At 61.9% G+C, this 15,726-nt stretch carries 13 protein-coding genes; 6 read left to right on the top strand and 7 right to left on the bottom strand.

What is annotated here, in order from left to right:
- Window positions 1-43: 43 nt before the first annotated feature.
- Complete coding sequence (locus OSC50_RS01955) at window positions 44-2,119, bottom strand: mechanosensitive ion channel family protein (protein ID WP_253509581.1); 2,076 nt, start codon at window positions 2,117-2,119, stop codon at window positions 44-46.
- Between the two features lie 159 nt (window positions 2,120-2,278).
- Here OSC50_RS01955 and OSC50_RS01950 point away from each other — a divergent pair, with 159 nt between their 5' ends.
- The 4 genes from OSC50_RS01950 to OSC50_RS01935 are packed head-to-tail and all read left to right on the top strand — an operon-like array spanning window position 2,279 to window position 6,183.
- On the top strand, window positions 2,279-3,205 hold the full coding sequence (locus OSC50_RS01950; RefSeq protein ID WP_266246981.1) for a DUF72 domain-containing protein: 927 nt from the start codon (window positions 2,279-2,281) through the stop codon (window positions 3,203-3,205).
- Window positions 3,202-3,978 carry an endonuclease/exonuclease/phosphatase family protein gene (locus OSC50_RS01945; protein WP_266246983.1) on the top strand — a complete coding sequence of 259 codons (777 nt, stop codon included), beginning with the start codon at window positions 3,202-3,204 and terminating at the stop codon, window positions 3,976-3,978. The genes OSC50_RS01950 and OSC50_RS01945 overlap by 4 nt, the downstream gene beginning before the upstream one ends.
- Entirely contained in the window at window positions 3,975-5,237 is a 1,263-nt protein-coding gene (gene clsB, locus OSC50_RS01940; protein WP_181081316.1) for a cardiolipin synthase ClsB, read from the top strand. The genes OSC50_RS01945 and clsB overlap by 4 nt, the downstream gene beginning before the upstream one ends.
- Complete coding sequence (locus tag OSC50_RS01935; RefSeq protein WP_253509583.1) at window positions 5,227-6,183, top strand: lysylphosphatidylglycerol synthase domain-containing protein; 957 nt, start codon at window positions 5,227-5,229, stop codon at window positions 6,181-6,183. Before clsB ends, OSC50_RS01935 begins: the two co-directional genes overlap by 11 nt.
- A gap of 3 nt (window positions 6,184-6,186) precedes the next feature.
- Here the strand turns inward: OSC50_RS01935 and OSC50_RS01930 are convergent, their stop codons facing one another.
- The 3 genes from OSC50_RS01930 to OSC50_RS01920 form a co-directional block, all read right to left on the bottom strand.
- A complete protein-coding gene (locus OSC50_RS01930; protein WP_181081314.1) occupies window positions 6,187-6,942 on the bottom strand; it encodes an alpha/beta hydrolase family protein in 756 nt (251 codons plus the stop codon).
- Window positions 6,932-8,041: a DUF3182 family protein gene (locus OSC50_RS01925; protein WP_266246984.1), complete on the bottom strand. Its 1,110-nt coding sequence runs from the start codon at window positions 8,039-8,041 to the stop codon at window positions 6,932-6,934. Before OSC50_RS01925 ends, OSC50_RS01930 begins: the two co-directional genes overlap by 11 nt.
- Window positions 8,042-8,213: 172 nt before the next feature.
- A complete protein-coding gene (locus tag OSC50_RS01920) occupies window positions 8,214-9,185 on the bottom strand; it encodes a GlxA family transcriptional regulator (RefSeq protein ID WP_266246985.1) in 972 nt (323 codons plus the stop codon).
- Window positions 9,186-9,281: 96 nt separating this feature from the next.
- Here OSC50_RS01920 and OSC50_RS01915 point away from each other — a divergent pair, with 96 nt between their 5' ends.
- Window positions 9,282-9,845, top strand: a complete 564-nt coding sequence (locus tag OSC50_RS01915; protein ID WP_266246986.1) for a cysteine hydrolase family protein — start codon at window positions 9,282-9,284, stop codon at window positions 9,843-9,845.
- 20 nt (window positions 9,846-9,865) lie between these two features.
- Here the strand turns inward: OSC50_RS01915 and tam are convergent, their stop codons facing one another.
- The 3 genes from tam to OSC50_RS01900 all read right to left on the bottom strand — a co-directional run bounded on the left by tam (window position 9,866) and on the right by OSC50_RS01900 (window position 12,682).
- Entirely contained in the window at window positions 9,866-10,627 is a 762-nt protein-coding gene (tam, locus tag OSC50_RS01910) for a trans-aconitate 2-methyltransferase (RefSeq protein ID WP_266246988.1), read from the bottom strand.
- Between the two features lie 135 nt (window positions 10,628-10,762).
- Window positions 10,763-11,278 carry a single-stranded DNA-binding protein gene (locus tag OSC50_RS01905; protein ID WP_266246989.1) on the bottom strand — a complete coding sequence of 172 codons (516 nt, stop codon included), beginning with the start codon at window positions 11,276-11,278 and terminating at the stop codon, window positions 10,763-10,765.
- Window positions 11,279-11,287: 9 nt separating this feature from the next.
- Window positions 11,288-12,682, bottom strand: coding sequence for an MFS transporter (locus tag OSC50_RS01900; RefSeq protein WP_181081309.1), 1,395 nt, complete (start codon window positions 12,680-12,682; stop codon window positions 11,288-11,290).
- Window positions 12,683-12,860: 178 nt separating this feature from the next.
- Here OSC50_RS01900 and uvrA point away from each other — a divergent pair, with 178 nt between their 5' ends.
- Entirely contained in the window at window positions 12,861-15,695 is a 2,835-nt protein-coding gene (uvrA, locus tag OSC50_RS01895; RefSeq protein ID WP_266246991.1) for an excinuclease ABC subunit UvrA, read from the top strand.
- Window positions 15,696-15,726: the final 31 nt, after the last annotated feature.

Raw genomic sequence — 15,726 nt, 5'->3', positions numbered from 1 at the left:
ATGTGGGAGGGGGATTGCCCCGATGAGGCCCTGACAGACGCCATCACACCACCGGCATCTCAGCGTCCGGCTCATCCGCCTGGGCCATGCGCTTGGGCAGCAACACCTGCTGTGGATAAGTCTGCGCGAAGTGCACCTCGTCACAGTTATCCACAAGCTTTTTCAAGCGCTGGTTGAACGCACGGCTCACTGCATACTGGCCGCCCGACACGGTGCGGAACTGCGCGGTCAGCACCACGCCGTTGAGGTCCATTTTGTCGACCCCGAACACCTCCAGCGGGCCTTGCAGGTTGTATTTGAGGAACACGTCGTCGCGGATCGACTGCCCCGCCTCGCGGATCAGCTCCACGGCCTTGTCCACATCGGTGTCGTAGGTGAACTGCACCGAGAAGAACGCGTAGGCGAACTGCCGCGATTGGTTGGTCACCGCCTTGATCTGCCCGAACGGCACCGAATGCACAAAGCCCTTGCCGTCGCGCAGCCGCAGGGTGCGGATGGTCAGGCCCTCGACGGTGCCGGCGTGGCCGGAGTCGAGCACCACCCAGTCGCCGATCGACAGCGTGTCCTCAATAATGATGAACAGCCCCGTGATCACATCCTGCACCAGTTGCTGGGAACCGAAACCGATCGCCAGGCCGACCACCCCGGCACCCGCCAGCAGCGGGGCGACGTTGATTCCCAGGTTGGCCATGGTAGTGATCGCGCAGATCACCACCAGGATGATCTTCACCGCATTGCGCAGCAGCGGCAGGATGGTCTTGACCCGCGTGCTGGGTTGGCGGCTCGAGCGTTTGTTCACCGGCGGCTTGAGCGCTTCCTGAATCGCCGTGTCGAGCACCACCCAGAACAGCCACGTCACCAGCAGAATCAGGCCGATGCTGCTCAGGGAATCACTGATCGCCCGGCCCACCGAGTTGCGTTGGGCGAATTCGAACAGCGACACGCCCCAGATGCGCCCGAGTATCTCGATAAACGCAATCGCCATGACGATGCGCAGGATCGCGTGCAACAGGCTGAGGAAGCGTTCCTTGTAGGCGCTGCTGCGCTGGATCGCCACCTGGCTGCGGGACTTGAACAGGTGCTGCAGCACCGTGCTGAGAAACACCGTACCGATCAGCAAAATGGTGGTGAACAGCGCGCAACGCAGGGCCTTCTGGTTGTCGTCGCCAGCGCCAATCAGGTTGATCGCCGAGACCAGCACCATCAACAGGATCGGCCAGTACCACAGCCCGGAAAACACCCGCAGCGATTGCTGCAACGCCGGATGCTTGAGGCGTTGCGCCAGCGGCCGGTTACGGATCAGATGCGCCACCGGCCGGCGCAGGCGCACCACCAGCACGCCAAAGATCACCGCCGCGAACAGGCCGGTGAACACCGCGATGCTGCTGGTGATATTGCCGCCCAGCTGGCGTGCGATCTGCGGGCTGGTCAGCGCGTCGCTGAGGGCGGCAAGGAAGCCGATCAGGAACAGCGGCCGCGGGCAGTACGCGCGAATGATCTGCACCGCACGCCGCTTGTGCCCGAGGTTGAACATGACAATCACGCACAACAGCATCGACGTGGAGAAGATCCCGCTGCTGGTGGCGTAGGCGAAACACAGCGCCAGCGCGCGACCGATGGAGCTGGGCAGAAAATGACTGACGTAGAGGGTCAACGGCAAACAGATCAGCGCCGGAATCGTATACGGCGCCACGTAACCCAGCACACCCAGCAGGCGCTCGCGGCGCTCGAAAAATGAGCGTTGCCCGAGGCGCCGCACGATCAGGCGCCCCAGCAACGTCAACAGGGTAAAGGCACCGATCCACACGCAGGACAGCAGCACAAAGTCCCCGGCAATGCTCCACGGCGAACGCTGCGCGGTCTGGTCGACCAACCGCCCGACTTCATCGGCGGCCCGGTCCGCGCGCAGGCGCCAGGCGTCGATAAGGTTCTGGTTGAGATCGAGCTTGTCCTGCACGTCGTCGATGCTGGAGCTGATCGCGCCGAGCAGGCCACCCTCCACCAGCAACTCCGGTTTGGCCGGGGCTTGGGGTTCAGGCGCGGCGGCCGCGGCATGCAATGCGCCGCTGCCGCACAACAGCAGCGCGCCGAGCAGTAATGCAGTCTTTGAATTCAGCAAAACACCGGGCTCCTTCGCATGGGTCTGTAAGGAACTGACGGGTTTGCGTCCTGATCGTTCCCGAGAATGTGCCGTCTGTAGGAATCGCGAAACTTTCCGTCAAATCCGGCAGTCATCCAACCACGCAGGCAAACCGGCCTTGCCTTGACAGGAGCAACCATGGCGGCGATTCACATCGGCATATCCGGCTGGCGCTACACGCCCTGGCGCGGGGACTTCTACCCCGAGGGGCTGCCCCAGAAACGCGAATTGCAGTTTGCGTCACGCGCCGTCAACAGTATCGAAATCAACGGCTCGTTCTACGCGCTGCAGACGCCCAAGCGCTACGCAGAGTGGTACGCCGATACGCCTGACGGTTTTATGTTCAGCGTCAAGGCGCCGCGCTACATCACGCACATCCTACGCTTGCGGGACGTGCATAAACCGGTGGCGAATTTCTTCGCCTCCGGGGTGCTGGAGCTGAAGGAAAAACTCGGCCCGATCCTCTGGCAGTTTCCGCCCAGTTTTAAGTTCGATCCGGCCTTGTTCGAGGCGTTTCTAAAGGAGCTGCCCACCGACACCCAACAAGCCGCCACCCTCGCCCGCCAGCATGAGCCGCGCCTGAACGGCAAGGCGAGCCTGCAGGCGCACGGCAAGCGCGCGCTGCGGCACGCGGTGGAAATTCGACATAAAAGTTTTGCCGTGCCCGAGTTCGTACACCTGCTGGACAGGTACGGCGTGGCCCTGGTGGTGGCGGACACAGCGGGCAAGTGGCCTTATCTCGAAGACGTCACCGCCAACTTTGTGTACTTGCGCTTGCACGGAGACAAACAGCTGTATGCCAGCGGCTATACCCCCGAAGCCTTGACGCGTTGGGGCGACCGCATCGAGCGCTGGTGCAAGGGCAAGCAGCCAACCGATGCGCACCTGGCCGACCCGCAGCACAAGCCGCGTGCGCGCAAGCAGCGCGACGTGTTCTGTTTTTTCGACAATGACATCAAAGTGCGCGCGCCTTTCGATGCGCGCCAGTTACTCAAGCGTTTCGAGCTGGATACGCACCTCGCCACAGAGCCGGGGAAACTGCCGGAACCTGGAGTGTTGCCATGACCCATCCCGAGTTGATCCCCATCCCCCCGACGACGCCGATCACGCGCTTTACCGTGCTCACGGTGAATATCCACAAAGGCTTCACCGCGCTCAACCGTCGTTTCATCCTGCCCGAGCTGCGCGAAGCGGTGCGCAGCATCGGCGCCGACATAGTGTTTCTGCAGGAGATCCACGGCACTCACGAACAGCACCCACAGCGTTACAGCAACTGGCCGAACATGCCGCAGTACGAGTTTCTCGCCGACAGTATCTGGCCGCAGTTCGCCTATGGGCGTAACGCGGTCTACCCCCACGGCGACCACGGCAATGCGCTGCTGTCCAAATTCCAGATCGTGCGCTACGACAACCTCGACATATCCCAAAGCGGCCATGAAAACCGTGGCCTGCTGCATTGCGTACTGCGCCTGCCGGGCACCGGCCAGGAAGTGCATGCGTTCTGCATCCACCTGGGCCTGCGCGAGGTGCATCGCCAGCAGCAATTGCGTTTGCTGGAGCAGCGTATCGCGCAAATCCCGGCGGATGCGCCGGTGCTGGTGGCAGGGGATTTCAACGATTGGCGACAAAAAGCCGACCTGAGCCAGAGCGGGCTGACCGAAGTCTTCGTCGGCGCCCACGGCAAACCGGCGCGCACCTTTCCAGCGCGCCTGCCGTTGCTGGCGCTGGACCGTATCTACGTGCGCAACCTCACCGCCCATAACCCGCGCGTGCTGACCGCACGGCCGTGGTCCCATTTGTCAGATCACGTGCCGCTGTCCGTGGAGATCGAACTATGAACATTGCGGTAGAACACATTTCCACCGATCAGCCGCCGGACGAAGCCAAGGCCCGCGATCTCGATTACGGCTGGCAGAGCGGCAACCGGGTTGAACTGCTGGAAAACGGCGAAGCGTACTTCCCCAGGGTGTTTGAGGCCATGCGCCAAGCCCAGCGCGAGATCCTGCTGGAGACCTTTATTCTGTTCGAAGACAAGGTGGGCAATGAGCTTCAGCGTATTTTGATCGAGGCGGCGCAGCGGGGCGTCAAGGTGGTCGCCAGCCTCGACGGTTTTGGCAGCGGCGAGCTGAGCCCCTCGTTCCTCGGTGCGTTGGCGGATGCGGGCGTGGCCGTGCAAATGTTCGACCCGGCATCCAAGACCCTGGGCATTCGCACCAACTGGTTTCGCCGCCTGCACCGCAAGATCGTGGTGGTGGACGCTACCGTGGGGTTTATCGGCGGGATCAATTTTTCCGCCGACCACCTCGGCGATTTCGGCCCCGAAGCCAAGCAGGATTACGCGGTGCAAATCACCGGCCCGGCGGTCGCCGACCTGCATCACTTCGCCCTGGCACAGAGCGGTCGGCAGGTGCGCACACGACGCGGCTGGCGGCGGCGCCAGCAACGGCCGGCGGTGTGGCCGGCCGAGCAAGGCGATGGCCTGGTGCGTCTGATTTACCGCGACAACCTGCAGCACCGCGACGACATCGAAGAAGCGTATATCCATGCGTTGAGCAAAGCGCAAAAACGCGCGGTGATCGCCAATGCTTACTTCTTCCCCGGCTACCGCCTGCTGCGCGAGATCCGCAACGCGGCGCGACGTGGCGTGCACGTGCAACTGATCATGCAGGGTCAACCCGATGTGTTGCTGGCCAAGCTGGCGGCGCGGATGCTCTATGACTACCTGCTCAAGGACGGCGTGGTGATCCACGAATACTGCCAGCGCCCGCTGCACGGCAAAGTGGCGCTGGTGGATGACGAATGGAGCACCGTGGGCTCAAGCAACCTGGACCCGTTGAGCTTGTCGCTCAACCTGGAAGCCAACGTGCTGATCCGCGACCGCGGGTTCAACCAGCAGTTGTACGAGCGCCTGGAAACGCTGGCGAACAACCACTGCAAGACCATGCCGGAAAACCGCAAGCCACGCCTGTGGCTGTGGCGCCTGACCGTGGGTTTCCTGGTGTTCCATGTGATGCGCCATTTTCCCGTACTGACGGGTTGGTTGCCGGCCCACAAACCGCGTCTGAAACCTTTCGAGAGCCAGGCCCATGACCACTGAAACCGGCGGTTCGCGCTTCAAGCGCTGGAAGAAACCGCTGACCATCGCGTTCTTCCTGCTGCTGATTGTGTTGTTCACGATGCTCGCGCGTCGCATCGACTGGAGCGAAGTGGTACAGACCTTGAGCGAGTTCAAGCTGCGCACGCTCCTGATCGCCAGCGCGCTGACCCTGTGCAGTTTTATCGTCTACGCCTGCTTCGACCTGATCGGCCGCACCTACATTCGCCAGCCGTTGCGTTGGAAGCAGATTTTGCCGGTGGGCATCATCAGCTATGCGTTCAACCTCAACCTGAGCGCGTGGGTGGGCGGTATTGCGATGCGCTATCGGCTGTATTCGCGGTTGGGGGTGAGCACCGGCAATATCGCTAAAATCCTCGGCCTGAGCCTGGCCACCAACTGGTTCGGCTATATGGCCCTGGCCGGCGTGGTGTTCAGCAGCGGGCTGGTGACACTGCCACCCGGCTGGAAATTGAGCAGCGGCGCCTTGCAAGGTGTGGGGGTGTTGTTGGTGCTGGCGAGCCTGGGTTATCTGGCGGCATGCCGGTTCTCGAAGAAGCGCGCGTGGTCGATCCGCGGTATCGAAATAAACCTGCCGTCGTTGCGCATGGCGTGCCTGCAATTGGCGTTGGGCGCGCTGAACTGGTCGTTGATGGCGGCGGTAATTTTCACGCTGCTGCCGTCCAAACTGGATTACCCACTGGTGCTCGGCGTGCTGCTGATCAGCGCGATTGCCGGGGTGGTCACTCATATCCCGGCCGGGCTCGGGGTGCTGGAGGCGGTGTTTATCGCGCTACTGCAACACGAGGCATCGCGCGGCAGCCTGCTGGCCGGGCTGATTGCGTACCGGGCGATCTATTTCATATGCCCGCTGCTGATCGCCCTGGTGATGTACCTGGGCGTTGAGGCCAAGGCCAAGGCATTGCGGGTGAAGAAAACACCCGCCTGAGGGTTACCGCGACTGGATGATGCTCAAGCGCTCGCCCACTACCATCTCGGTGATCCAGTCCACGAGAATCGAGGTGTAGGCCTGCTGGGACACCGGGTCGCTGAGAGCGTGGTCGGCGCCGTCGATGATGCGGTGGGTCAGCGAATGGGTATGCTGGCACGCCGCGCGGTAGCTCATGATGGTGGCGTGAGGCACGTGGTCGTCGGTTTCCGATTCGACGATCAACACGTCCCCGGTAAACGCCGAGCATGCGTGCAGGGCTCGGTTGGTTTCGGCGTGCACCAGGGTACTGCGATAGTCCATCAAGTCAGCTTTATCCAGGTCACGCTTGGGCTTGAGCCACTCCTGATCGCGGTACAACGCCGGTACCCGCAGGGCCAGCCAGCGCACCGGGCGCAATGAGGTGAGAATCGCCGCCAGGTAACCGCCGTAGCTGGTGCCCACCACCGCCACCGCCGAGGTGTCGATGGCCGGGTGCGCGATCAGCCGGTCATAGGCGGCCAGCAGGTCGCGCAGGTTGTCTTCGCGCGTCACTCGCGACAGCGGAATACCGGTGCCGGCGTGACCACGCAGGTCGAAGGTCAGGCAGACACAGCCCAGGCCCGCGATACCTTTGGCGCGTTCCAAATCCCGCTCCTGGCTGCCGCCCCAACCATGCACAAACAACACGCCGGGCACTTTGGATTTGGGGCTCAGGAACGTGCCGCTCATTTGTTCGTCGTCGATATCGATGGAAATGCTTTCGCTTCTAGCCGTCATAAGATTTGACCGTTACGTACTTGAGAAGAAATTCGCTGTGTTCCGCCGGGCCTCGGTACACCTCGATGGCATCCGCCGGCAGCGCTTGGTGCTGATAGGTTTCCACCGAGGACACATGAATGGCTTGCAGGCCCGGGTGGTTGATAAAACTCTGTAACGCCGCAACCTCGGCGCTGCTGGCACCGCCCATGCGCCAGGACTGTTCGAGCACGCCGCTGCGGCGCTGGCCCTCGCTGTCCAGGCCCTGAGCGACATCGTAGTTGCGTCGCGATGCGTAGAACCCCGGATAGCACTGGTCGGCGGCGGCGTCGAAGACCCTGGCCTGCTCGACGGCCAGGCGCACGTCGTCGGGCAGCTTCAGTGCCAGCAGGTCGGCGTAATCCCCCGGCACCACCAGCAGGTCGGAGCCGCCGTAGACCTCTTCGCCCTGCCCGTCTTGAGTCAGGTATTGCTGGCCGCAGTAACTGAGCACGTAATCGCCGATAAAACTCTGACCCACGCTGTGAGTGACCACGTTGCGCAGGTCCTGCTCCAGCACCACACCGTCATTGAACATCGCCGTCGCCTGCGAGTGCGCCAGCACGGTATCGAGTTCGTCCAGGCTACGGACGACCTGCTGTCCGCGCCCCGCGCAGGCGTGCACAGGTTTCAGACGGATCGGCCCGCTGTACAGCAGGCGCGTGGCGGCCTCCCGCGCGTCACCCAGGGCGAATACGCTGAGGCCATCGAGCACTACATCGCGCACTTGCTCGCAGAACTGCGGCGACCAGCCATCCGGTGCCTTGGCGTTCGGTCCGAGCAAGCCATGGGTAATGGCTTTGGTGCAGATGAAATCGTGCTCCACATACCCGCCCCACAGGTCGTCCGGGCCTTGGATATTCAAGGCACGGGCCTGGGCCGGACCGACGATGGTTTGCGTGGGCAGCAGGTAGAGATCACGCCCCGCGTGTTGCTGCGGATCGTAGCTGCCGCCGAACTTGAGCCCCAGAATCTGCGCCAGCCAACGGGCCAGGGCGCGGTTGGTGTCGACTTCATGCCGGGGCGCGCCTTTGCGTGTGGAATGCGCCACCACGCTTTTTTTCCGTTGCATCGGGGTCATGCGTCCCCCTTGGCCATCCTGCCATGTGTGTAAGGGGGATAGTTGCAGGGATCAGGCCAATCCCCCTAAGGCCGACAGCGTCGGCAAATCAGTCAGTTAGGGGCAAGGCGATAGCCAATGGCCTGTTTGATTCTGCACGACCTCGCGTTGAGCAACAGGCGTTCTGCACGATTTACACACCAAAACGGCTGCGGTAGTCGCTCGGCGCCAGCCCGGTTATTTTCTTGAAGATAGCGCGGAACGCGCTGGGGTCTTGATACCCCACGGTCCAGGCGATGTGGTCAATGGTGCCAGTGGTGAACTCCAGCATCTGCCGCGCCTTGCCCACCCGCAGGTGCTGGCAGTATTCGGTGGGTTTGAGCCCGGTGGCGCTGCGAAACCGGCGCAGGAACGTGCGCTCTTCCAGCCCTGCCGCTTGGGCCATGGCGGTCACGGACACATCCACCGCGCCGCTGGCCTGCAACCAATGCTGGACCTTGAGGATCGCGCCATCGCCATGGCCGAGGATGGGCGCAAAATTGCTGCCGCACTGGCTGGCGCTGTCACTGTGTTCGACCACCAGGAAACGCGCGGTGTCGGCGGCGATACTCGGCCCCATCAAACGGTCGACCAGGCGCAGGCCCAATTCGGACCATGCCATCAGCCCGGCGGTGGTGATCAAGTCGCCGTCGTCCACAATGGGCTTGTCCGCCTCCAGGCGCACCGCCGGGTAAAGGGCGGCAAATGACTCGGCGGATGACCAATGAGTGGTGGCGCTGCGCCCGTCCAGCAGACCGCTGCGCGCCAGCATGATCGAGCCGATGCACACGCCGCCAAGCACCGTACCGCCGGCATGTGTTTTGCGCAGCCAAGCCAGTAGAGACGGCGGCGCCTGCTCATCGGTGAAGCCACAGATCGAGGGCGGCACAAGCAGAGCCATCAGTGGCAGATCCGGGCCGGGCTGGCTGTCGAATACCCGCATCGGCTCACCCTCGGCCTGCACGTGCCAATGGCTGATGCGCAGCAACGGCAACTGGGCGGACGCGTGCCCGGCGGCGATGCGATTGGCCACGCCGAACAGGTCGGTCAGCCCATGCACAGCCGCCAATTGCGCGCCCTGGTAGATCAACACACCCAGCTCAACGATGGAGCGTTCCACGGCCATTGTCAGTTTTCCCCCTGTTATTGTCGGTGCAGCCAATCCTCGGGCGCGACGCCAGCTAAGATACTGGGCCCATCAACCCATCACGAGGCAACCTCCATGGCCAAGCAGGCGCTCATCCTAATCGATATCCAGAACGACTACTTCCCCCAGGGCAAGTGGCCGCTTGACGGCGTGCAAGCCGCTGCCGATAAGGCACTGCAAGTGCTGCAAGCCTTTCGCCAGGCCGGCAATGCGGTGATTCATGTGCGCCATGAGTTCACGTCCGAGGATGCACCGTTCTTCACCCCGGGCTCCGACGGCGCGCTTTTGCACAACCAGGTGCTCAATCAAGGCGACGAGCCGGTGGTGCTCAAGCATTTCGTGAATGCGTTCCGCGAAACCAACCTGCGTGCGCTGCTCGAACAACGCAGCATCACTGACCTGGTAGTGGTCGGCAGCATGAGCCACATGTGCATCGACGGCGTGGTACGGGCCGCGGCGGACCTGGGCTACACCGTCACGGTGGTCCATGACGCCTGCGCCACCCGTGATCTGGAATTCAATGGGCAGGTGATTCCGGCCGCGCAGGTGCATGGGGCGTATATGGCGTCGCTGGCGTTCGGGTACGCGGGTGTGGTGTCGGCGGATGAGTTCCTGAAGGCGCAAGCGGCGGCGGCCTGACCGCCACCGTGCGGTTGTTGTCAGCGTGTGGCGATGACAAACAGACGCGGAAACGGCAACAGCACCGTGCCGTCCGCCAGGGCCGGATAAGCCTGGGTGACGCGCGCCTGATATTCACGTAGGAAAGCGGCCCTTTCTTCGTCGTTCAAAGGCGCTAGAAACGGCCGCAGCCCCGTGCCCTTGAACCACTCCACTATGGCCGCATGATCGGCCAATGGATGCTGGTAGGTCGTGCGCCATACGTCGACAGTGCCGCAGTGCTCGCTCAGCAATTCGTAGTAGTAGGCAGGCGCGTGCCGCTGGTTGTGTTGGAACCCACCGATCTTTGCGGCCCACGGGCCATCGGCGGCGACTTCGCGGGCGAGCCGATGCGCGGGCTCATCAAGGTTGTCCGGGGTCTGCACGGCCAAGGTGCCGCCGGGCGTCAGCTGCTGGATCAGGTGCGGGTACAACGTGGCGTGGTCCGGCAACCATTGCAGCGAGGCATTGGCCAGGATCACATCGAAAGCCTGCGACGGCTGCCACGCGCCGATGTCCGCCAGTTCGAAGTTCAAGGTCGGCAAACGCTTACGGGCGTCGATCAACATATTGTCCGAGCTGTCGATGCCAGTGATGTGCGCCTGTGGGAAACGCGCAGCCAATACTTCGGTGGAATTGCCCGGGCCGCACCCCAGATCAACGGCGTTGCGCACATGGGTATCGGGGATGGCGGCGACCAGGTCGCGTACCGGGCGGGTGCGCTGCTGTTCGAACATCGTGTATTGCTTGGCAGACCAGGTCATTGTGGCTTTCCTTTTTTTGGAAGTTGGCCCTAGCCTAAGTTCTGCCACCCACGAGGACAACCAAGTGGATTAACGGGCAATAAAAAACCCCCGAAGCCTGGACTATCGGGGGTTTTCGTTTCGACGCTTTAAGCCTTAGAACGGAATATCGTCATCAAAGCTGTCGAAATCCGCCGCCGGCTGCGGTGCCGCCTGCTGTGGCGCTGGACGCGACTCACGCTGTGGCTGCTGGCTTGGCTGTGGACGCGACTGCTGGGGACGCGGTGCCGAATTGGACATGCCGCTCTGGCCCTGCTGGTCGCCCTGTGGACGGCCGCCCAGCAATTGCATGGTGCCCTGCATGTCGACCACGATCTCAGTGGTGTAACGCTTGATGCCGTCTTTTTCCCACTCGCGGGTCTGCAATTTGCCTTCGATGTAGACCTGCGAACCTTTGCGCAGGTACTCGCCGGCGATTTCCGCGACCTTGCCGAACATCGATACGCGGTGCCATTCGGTCTTCTCGACCTTCTGGCCGGTCTGCTTGTCGGTCCACTGTTCGCTGGTCGCCAGACTCAGGTTGGTCACGGCATTACCGTTAGGCAAGTAGCGAACCTCGGGATCCTGGCCGCATGTACCGACCAATATGACTTTGTTAACCCCACGGGCCATAACGTTCTCCTAAGCTGGGCGCGCTGTCGGCACTGGGTTGACCAGTTGCTCGAGCGTCGCGCGATCCAATAATTCGGTGTCCAATTTGATGTAGATGGCGGCTTCTTCAGCAACAACCACGGCATCGGTAACCCCTGTAACAGCCTTGAGGCGCTCGACCAGGCCAGCTTCGCGGATCGCTTCTGGCGACAACGGCAAGCGCAGGCTCGTTACATAGGGAGGTTCGCGCATGGTAACAGCAAAGGCCAGCCAGAGGGCAGCCAGACCTGAGCATCCAAGGAACACAACCGACAAACCGCCATGCTGGAACATCCAGCCACCCATGATGCCGCCCAGTGCAGAGCCCAGGAACTGACTGGTGGAATACACCCCCATCGCCGTGCCCTTGCCGCCAGCCGGTGAAACTTTACTGATCAGCGAAGGCAGCGAAGCCTCCAACAGGTTGAACGCGGTGAAGAACACCACTGTGCCGATCACCAGTGCCCGCAGGCTGTCGCCGAACTGCCAGAAGAATAGTTCAGTGAGCATCAATGTCGCGACGGCGCCCAGCAAAACACGTTTCATTTTGCGTCGCTTCTCGCCATAGATGATGAACGGGATCATGGCGAAGAATGAAATCAGCAACGCGGTCAGGTACACCCACCAGTGCTGTTCCTTGGGCAGACCGGCCTTTTGCACCAGGGCCAGGGGCAAGGCGACGAAGCTGCACATCAGCATGGCGTGTAATACGAAGATACCTAAATCCAGGCGCAGCAGATCCGGGTGCTTGAGCGTCGGCAACAATGCCTTGCGCGCCACGCCGGACTCGCGGTGCTGCAGCGTGCCGGTGGAACGCGGCACCATGAAGGCTACGATCACGATGCCGAACAGCGCCATGCCGCCGGTGGCCAGAAACAGCCCATGCAGGCCGAACGCGCGCGTCAGCAGCGGGCCTACCACCATGGCGACGGCAAACGACAGGCCGATGGTCATGCCGATCATCGCCATGGCCTTGGTGCGATGCTGCTCGCGGGTCAGGTCCGACAGCAAGGCCATTACAGCAGCGGAAATAGCACCGGCACCCTGTAGGATGCGTCCGGCGATCACGCCCCAGATCGAATCGGATTGCGCCGCGAGCACGCTGCCGAGGGCAAACACGATCAGCCCGAGGTAGATCACCGGGCGGCGGCCAATACGGTCGGAAATGATCCCGAACGGAATCTGAAAAATCGCCTGGGTCAGGCCGTAGGCGCCGATGGCCAGGCCGATCAGAGCGGGGGTCGCGCCCGCGAGATCCATCCCATAAGTCGCCAGCACTGGCAACACCATGAACATGCCAAGCATACGGAAGGCGAACACCAGGGCCAGACCGCCTGCCGCTCGGGTCTCGCCGCTACTCATGCGTTCGCTGTGGGGATCGTGCATGGAAAAACCTCGTGTGAACCGGCGGCGATTCTACCAGTCCCATCGATTGAGAGGGTATATGCGGCGGTTTGCCGCGCAGCTTTCATGTAAGGCTGCAAGCGGCCTTTTGACAGTGTATATTCATCCAGTCTTTAGCCGTATACTCCGGCATTATTTACGCCCGCCGTGCGAGGCCATCTTGGACAAGATCCTGATTCGTGGGGCTAGAACCCACAACCTGAAGAACATCGACCTGACCCTGCCGCGGGACAAACTGATCGTGATCACCGGCCTGTCCGGGTCCGGCAAATCGTCCCTGGCATTCGATACGCTGTATGCCGAAGGTCAGCGTCGCTACGTGGAGTCGCTGTCGGCCTACGCCCGCCAGTTCCTGTCGATGATGGAAAAGCCCGACGTCGACACCATCGAAGGTCTGTCGCCGGCCATTTCCATCGAACAGAAGTCGACCTCCCATAACCCGCGCTCCACCGTGGGCACCATTACCGAAATCTATGACTACCTGCGCCTGCTGTACGCGCGGGTAGGTATCCCCCGCTGCCCGGACCACGACATTCCCCTGGAAGCCCAGACCGTCAGCCAGATGGTCGACCTGGTATTGGCGCAGCCCGAAGGCGCCAAGTTGATGCTGCTGGCGCCGGTGATCCGCGAGCGCAAGGGTGAACACCTTTCCGTATTCGAAGAGCTGCGCGCCCAGGGCTTCGTGCGGGCTCGCATCAACGGCAAGCTCTATGAGCTGGATGAAGCGCCGAAGCTCGACAAGCAGAAGAAGCATTCTATCGATGTTGTGGTCGACCGCTTCAAAGTGCGAGCCGACCTGCAGCAACGCCTGGCGGAATCTTTTGAAACCGCATTGAAGCTGGCGGACGGTATTGCGCTGGTCGCTCCGATGGATGACGAACCGGGCGAAGAGATCATCTTCTCCGCGCGCTTCGCCTGCCCGATCTGCGGCCACGCCATCAGCGAGCTGGAACCCAAGCTGTTTTCCTTTAACAACCCGGCCGGCGCCTGCCCGACCTGCGATGGTCTGGGAGTTAAGCAATTCTTCGATATCAAGCGCCTGGTCAATGGTGATCTGACACTTGCCGAAGGCGCGATTCGCGGCTGGGACAGGCGCAACGTCTATTACTTCCAGATGCTCGGCTCGCTGGCGTCCCACTATAAGTTCAGCCTGGAAGTGCCGTTCAACCAACTGCCTTCGGACCAGCAGAAGGTCATTCTCAACGGCAGCGGCTCGCAGAATGTCGATTTCAAGTACTTGAACGACCGTGGCGATATCGTCAAGCGCTCTCACCCGTTCGAAGGCATCGTGCCGAACCTGGAGCGCCGCTATCGCGAGACCGAGTCGGCCAGCGTGCGCGAGGAACTGGCAAAGTTCCTCAGCACCCAGCCGTGCCCGGATTGCCGGGGTACGCGCCTGCGTCGCGAGGCGCGTCATGTCTGGGTCGGTGAGAAGACCCTGCCGGCGGTGACCAACCTGCCGATTGGCGATGCCTGTGAATACTTTGGTGAGCTCAAGCTTACCGGGCGTCGCGGGGAAATTGCCGACAAGATCCTTAAGGAAATCCGCGAACGCTTGCAGTTCCTGGTGAACGTGGGCCTGGACTACCTTTCGTTGGATCGCAGTGCGGACACGCTGTCCGGCGGTGAAGCCCAGCGCATTCGCCTTGCCAGTCAGATCGGCGCGGGACTTGTGGGCGTACTTTACATCCTCGACGAACCGTCGATCGGCTTGCACCAGCGCGATAACGACCGGTTGCTGGGCACGCTCAAACATCTGCGCGATATCGGTAACACGGTGATCGTGGTGGAGCACGATGAAGACGCGATCCGCCTGGCGGATTATGTGGTCGACATCGGCCCCGGCGCCGGCGTGCATGGTGGGCATATTGTCGCCGAGGGCACACCCGCCGAGGTCATGGCTCACCCGGACTCGCTGACAGGCAAATATCTGTCGGGGCGGGTGAAGATAGAAGTGCCGGCCAAACGCACACCGCGCAACAAGAAAATGGCATTGCACCTCAAGGGCGCGCGCGGCAACAACCTGCGTAATGTCGATCTGGAAATTCCGTTGGGCCTGCTCACCTGCGTGACCGGGGTTTCCGGGTCCGGCAAGTCGACGCTGATCAACAACACGCTGTTCCCTTTGAGTGCCACCGCCTTGAATGGCGCGACCACGCTCGAAGCGGCGGCTCACGACAGCATCAAGGGCCTGGAACACCTGGATAAGGTGGTCGATATCGACCAAAGCCCGATCGGACGCACGCCGCGTTCTAATCCGGCGACCTACACCGGGCTGTTTACGCCAATTCGAGAATTGTTCGCGGGCGTCCCTGAGTCGCGCTCCCGTGGCTATGGGCCTGGGCGGTTCTCATTCAACGTGAAGGGTGGCCGCTGCGAAGCCTGCCAGGGCGATGGCCTGATCAAGGTGGAAATGCACTTTCTGCCGGACATCTATGTGCCGTGCGATGTGTGCAAGAGCAAGCGCTACAACCGTGAAACCCTTGAGATCAAATACAAGGGCAAGAGCATCCACGAAACCCTCGAGATGACGATCGAAGAGGCGCGGGAGTTCTTCGACGCGGTTCCGGCGCTGGCGCGCAAGCTGCAGACTTTGATGGATGTAGGCTTGTCGTATATCAAGCTGGGGCAGTCGGCGACTACGTTATCGGGCGGTGAGGCGCAACGGGTGAAGTTGTCTCGCGAGCTGTCCAAGCGCGATACCGGCAAGACCCTGTACATCCTCGATGAGCCAACCACCGGTCTGCACTTTGCGGATATCCAGCAGCTGCTGGATGTACTGCACCGGCTCCGCGACCATGGCAATACCGTGGTGGTGATCGAACACAACCTGGATGTAATCAAGACAGCCGACTGGCTGGTGGACCTTGGGCCGGAAGGTGGCTCCAAGGGCGGCCAGATCATCGCAGTGGGCACGCCGGAGCAGGTTTCCGAGATGTCGCAATCGCACACGGGTTACTATTTGAAACCCTTGCTGGAACGTGATCGAACCTGATTTATCGGGTGTAGTAAAAAGCCCCTGTCAC

The sequence above is a fragment of the Pseudomonas quebecensis genome, from assembly GCF_026410085.1.
Taxonomy (GTDB): domain Bacteria; phylum Pseudomonadota; class Gammaproteobacteria; order Pseudomonadales; family Pseudomonadaceae; genus Aquipseudomonas; species Aquipseudomonas quebecensis.
Note: the sequence above shows the minus strand (reverse complement) of the source record. Positions and strands in the feature narration are given on the sequence as shown.

What these genes read in the sequence shown, in the direction of transcription:
- OSC50_RS01950 (WP_266246981.1), top strand. Translation starts at nt 2,279, where the DNA reads ATGGCGGCGATTCACATCGGCATATCCGGCTGGCGCTACACGCCCTGG.
- OSC50_RS01945 (WP_266246983.1), top strand. Translation starts at nt 3,202, where the DNA reads ATGACCCATCCCGAGTTGATCCCCATCCCCCCGACGACGCCGATCACG.
- clsB (WP_181081316.1), top strand. Translation starts at nt 3,975, where the DNA reads ATGAACATTGCGGTAGAACACATTTCCACCGATCAGCCGCCGGACGAA.
- OSC50_RS01935 (WP_253509583.1), top strand. Translation starts at nt 5,227, where the DNA reads ATGACCACTGAAACCGGCGGTTCGCGCTTCAAGCGCTGGAAGAAACCG.
- OSC50_RS01930 (WP_181081314.1), bottom strand. Translation starts at nt 6,942, where the DNA reads ATGACGGCTAGAAGCGAAAGCATTTCCATCGATATCGACGACGAACAA.
- OSC50_RS01925 (WP_266246984.1), bottom strand. Translation starts at nt 8,041, where the DNA reads ATGACCCCGATGCAACGGAAAAAAAGCGTGGTGGCGCATTCCACACGC.
- OSC50_RS01920 (WP_266246985.1), bottom strand. Translation starts at nt 9,185, where the DNA reads ATGGCCGTGGAACGCTCCATCGTTGAGCTGGGTGTGTTGATCTACCAG.
- OSC50_RS01915 (WP_266246986.1), top strand. Translation starts at nt 9,282, where the DNA reads ATGGCCAAGCAGGCGCTCATCCTAATCGATATCCAGAACGACTACTTC.
- tam (WP_266246988.1), bottom strand. Translation starts at nt 10,627, where the DNA reads ATGACCTGGTCTGCCAAGCAATACACGATGTTCGAACAGCAGCGCACC.
- OSC50_RS01905 (WP_266246989.1), bottom strand. Translation starts at nt 11,278, where the DNA reads ATGGCCCGTGGGGTTAACAAAGTCATATTGGTCGGTACATGCGGCCAG.
- OSC50_RS01900 (WP_181081309.1), bottom strand. Translation starts at nt 12,682, where the DNA reads ATGCACGATCCCCACAGCGAACGCATGAGTAGCGGCGAGACCCGAGCG.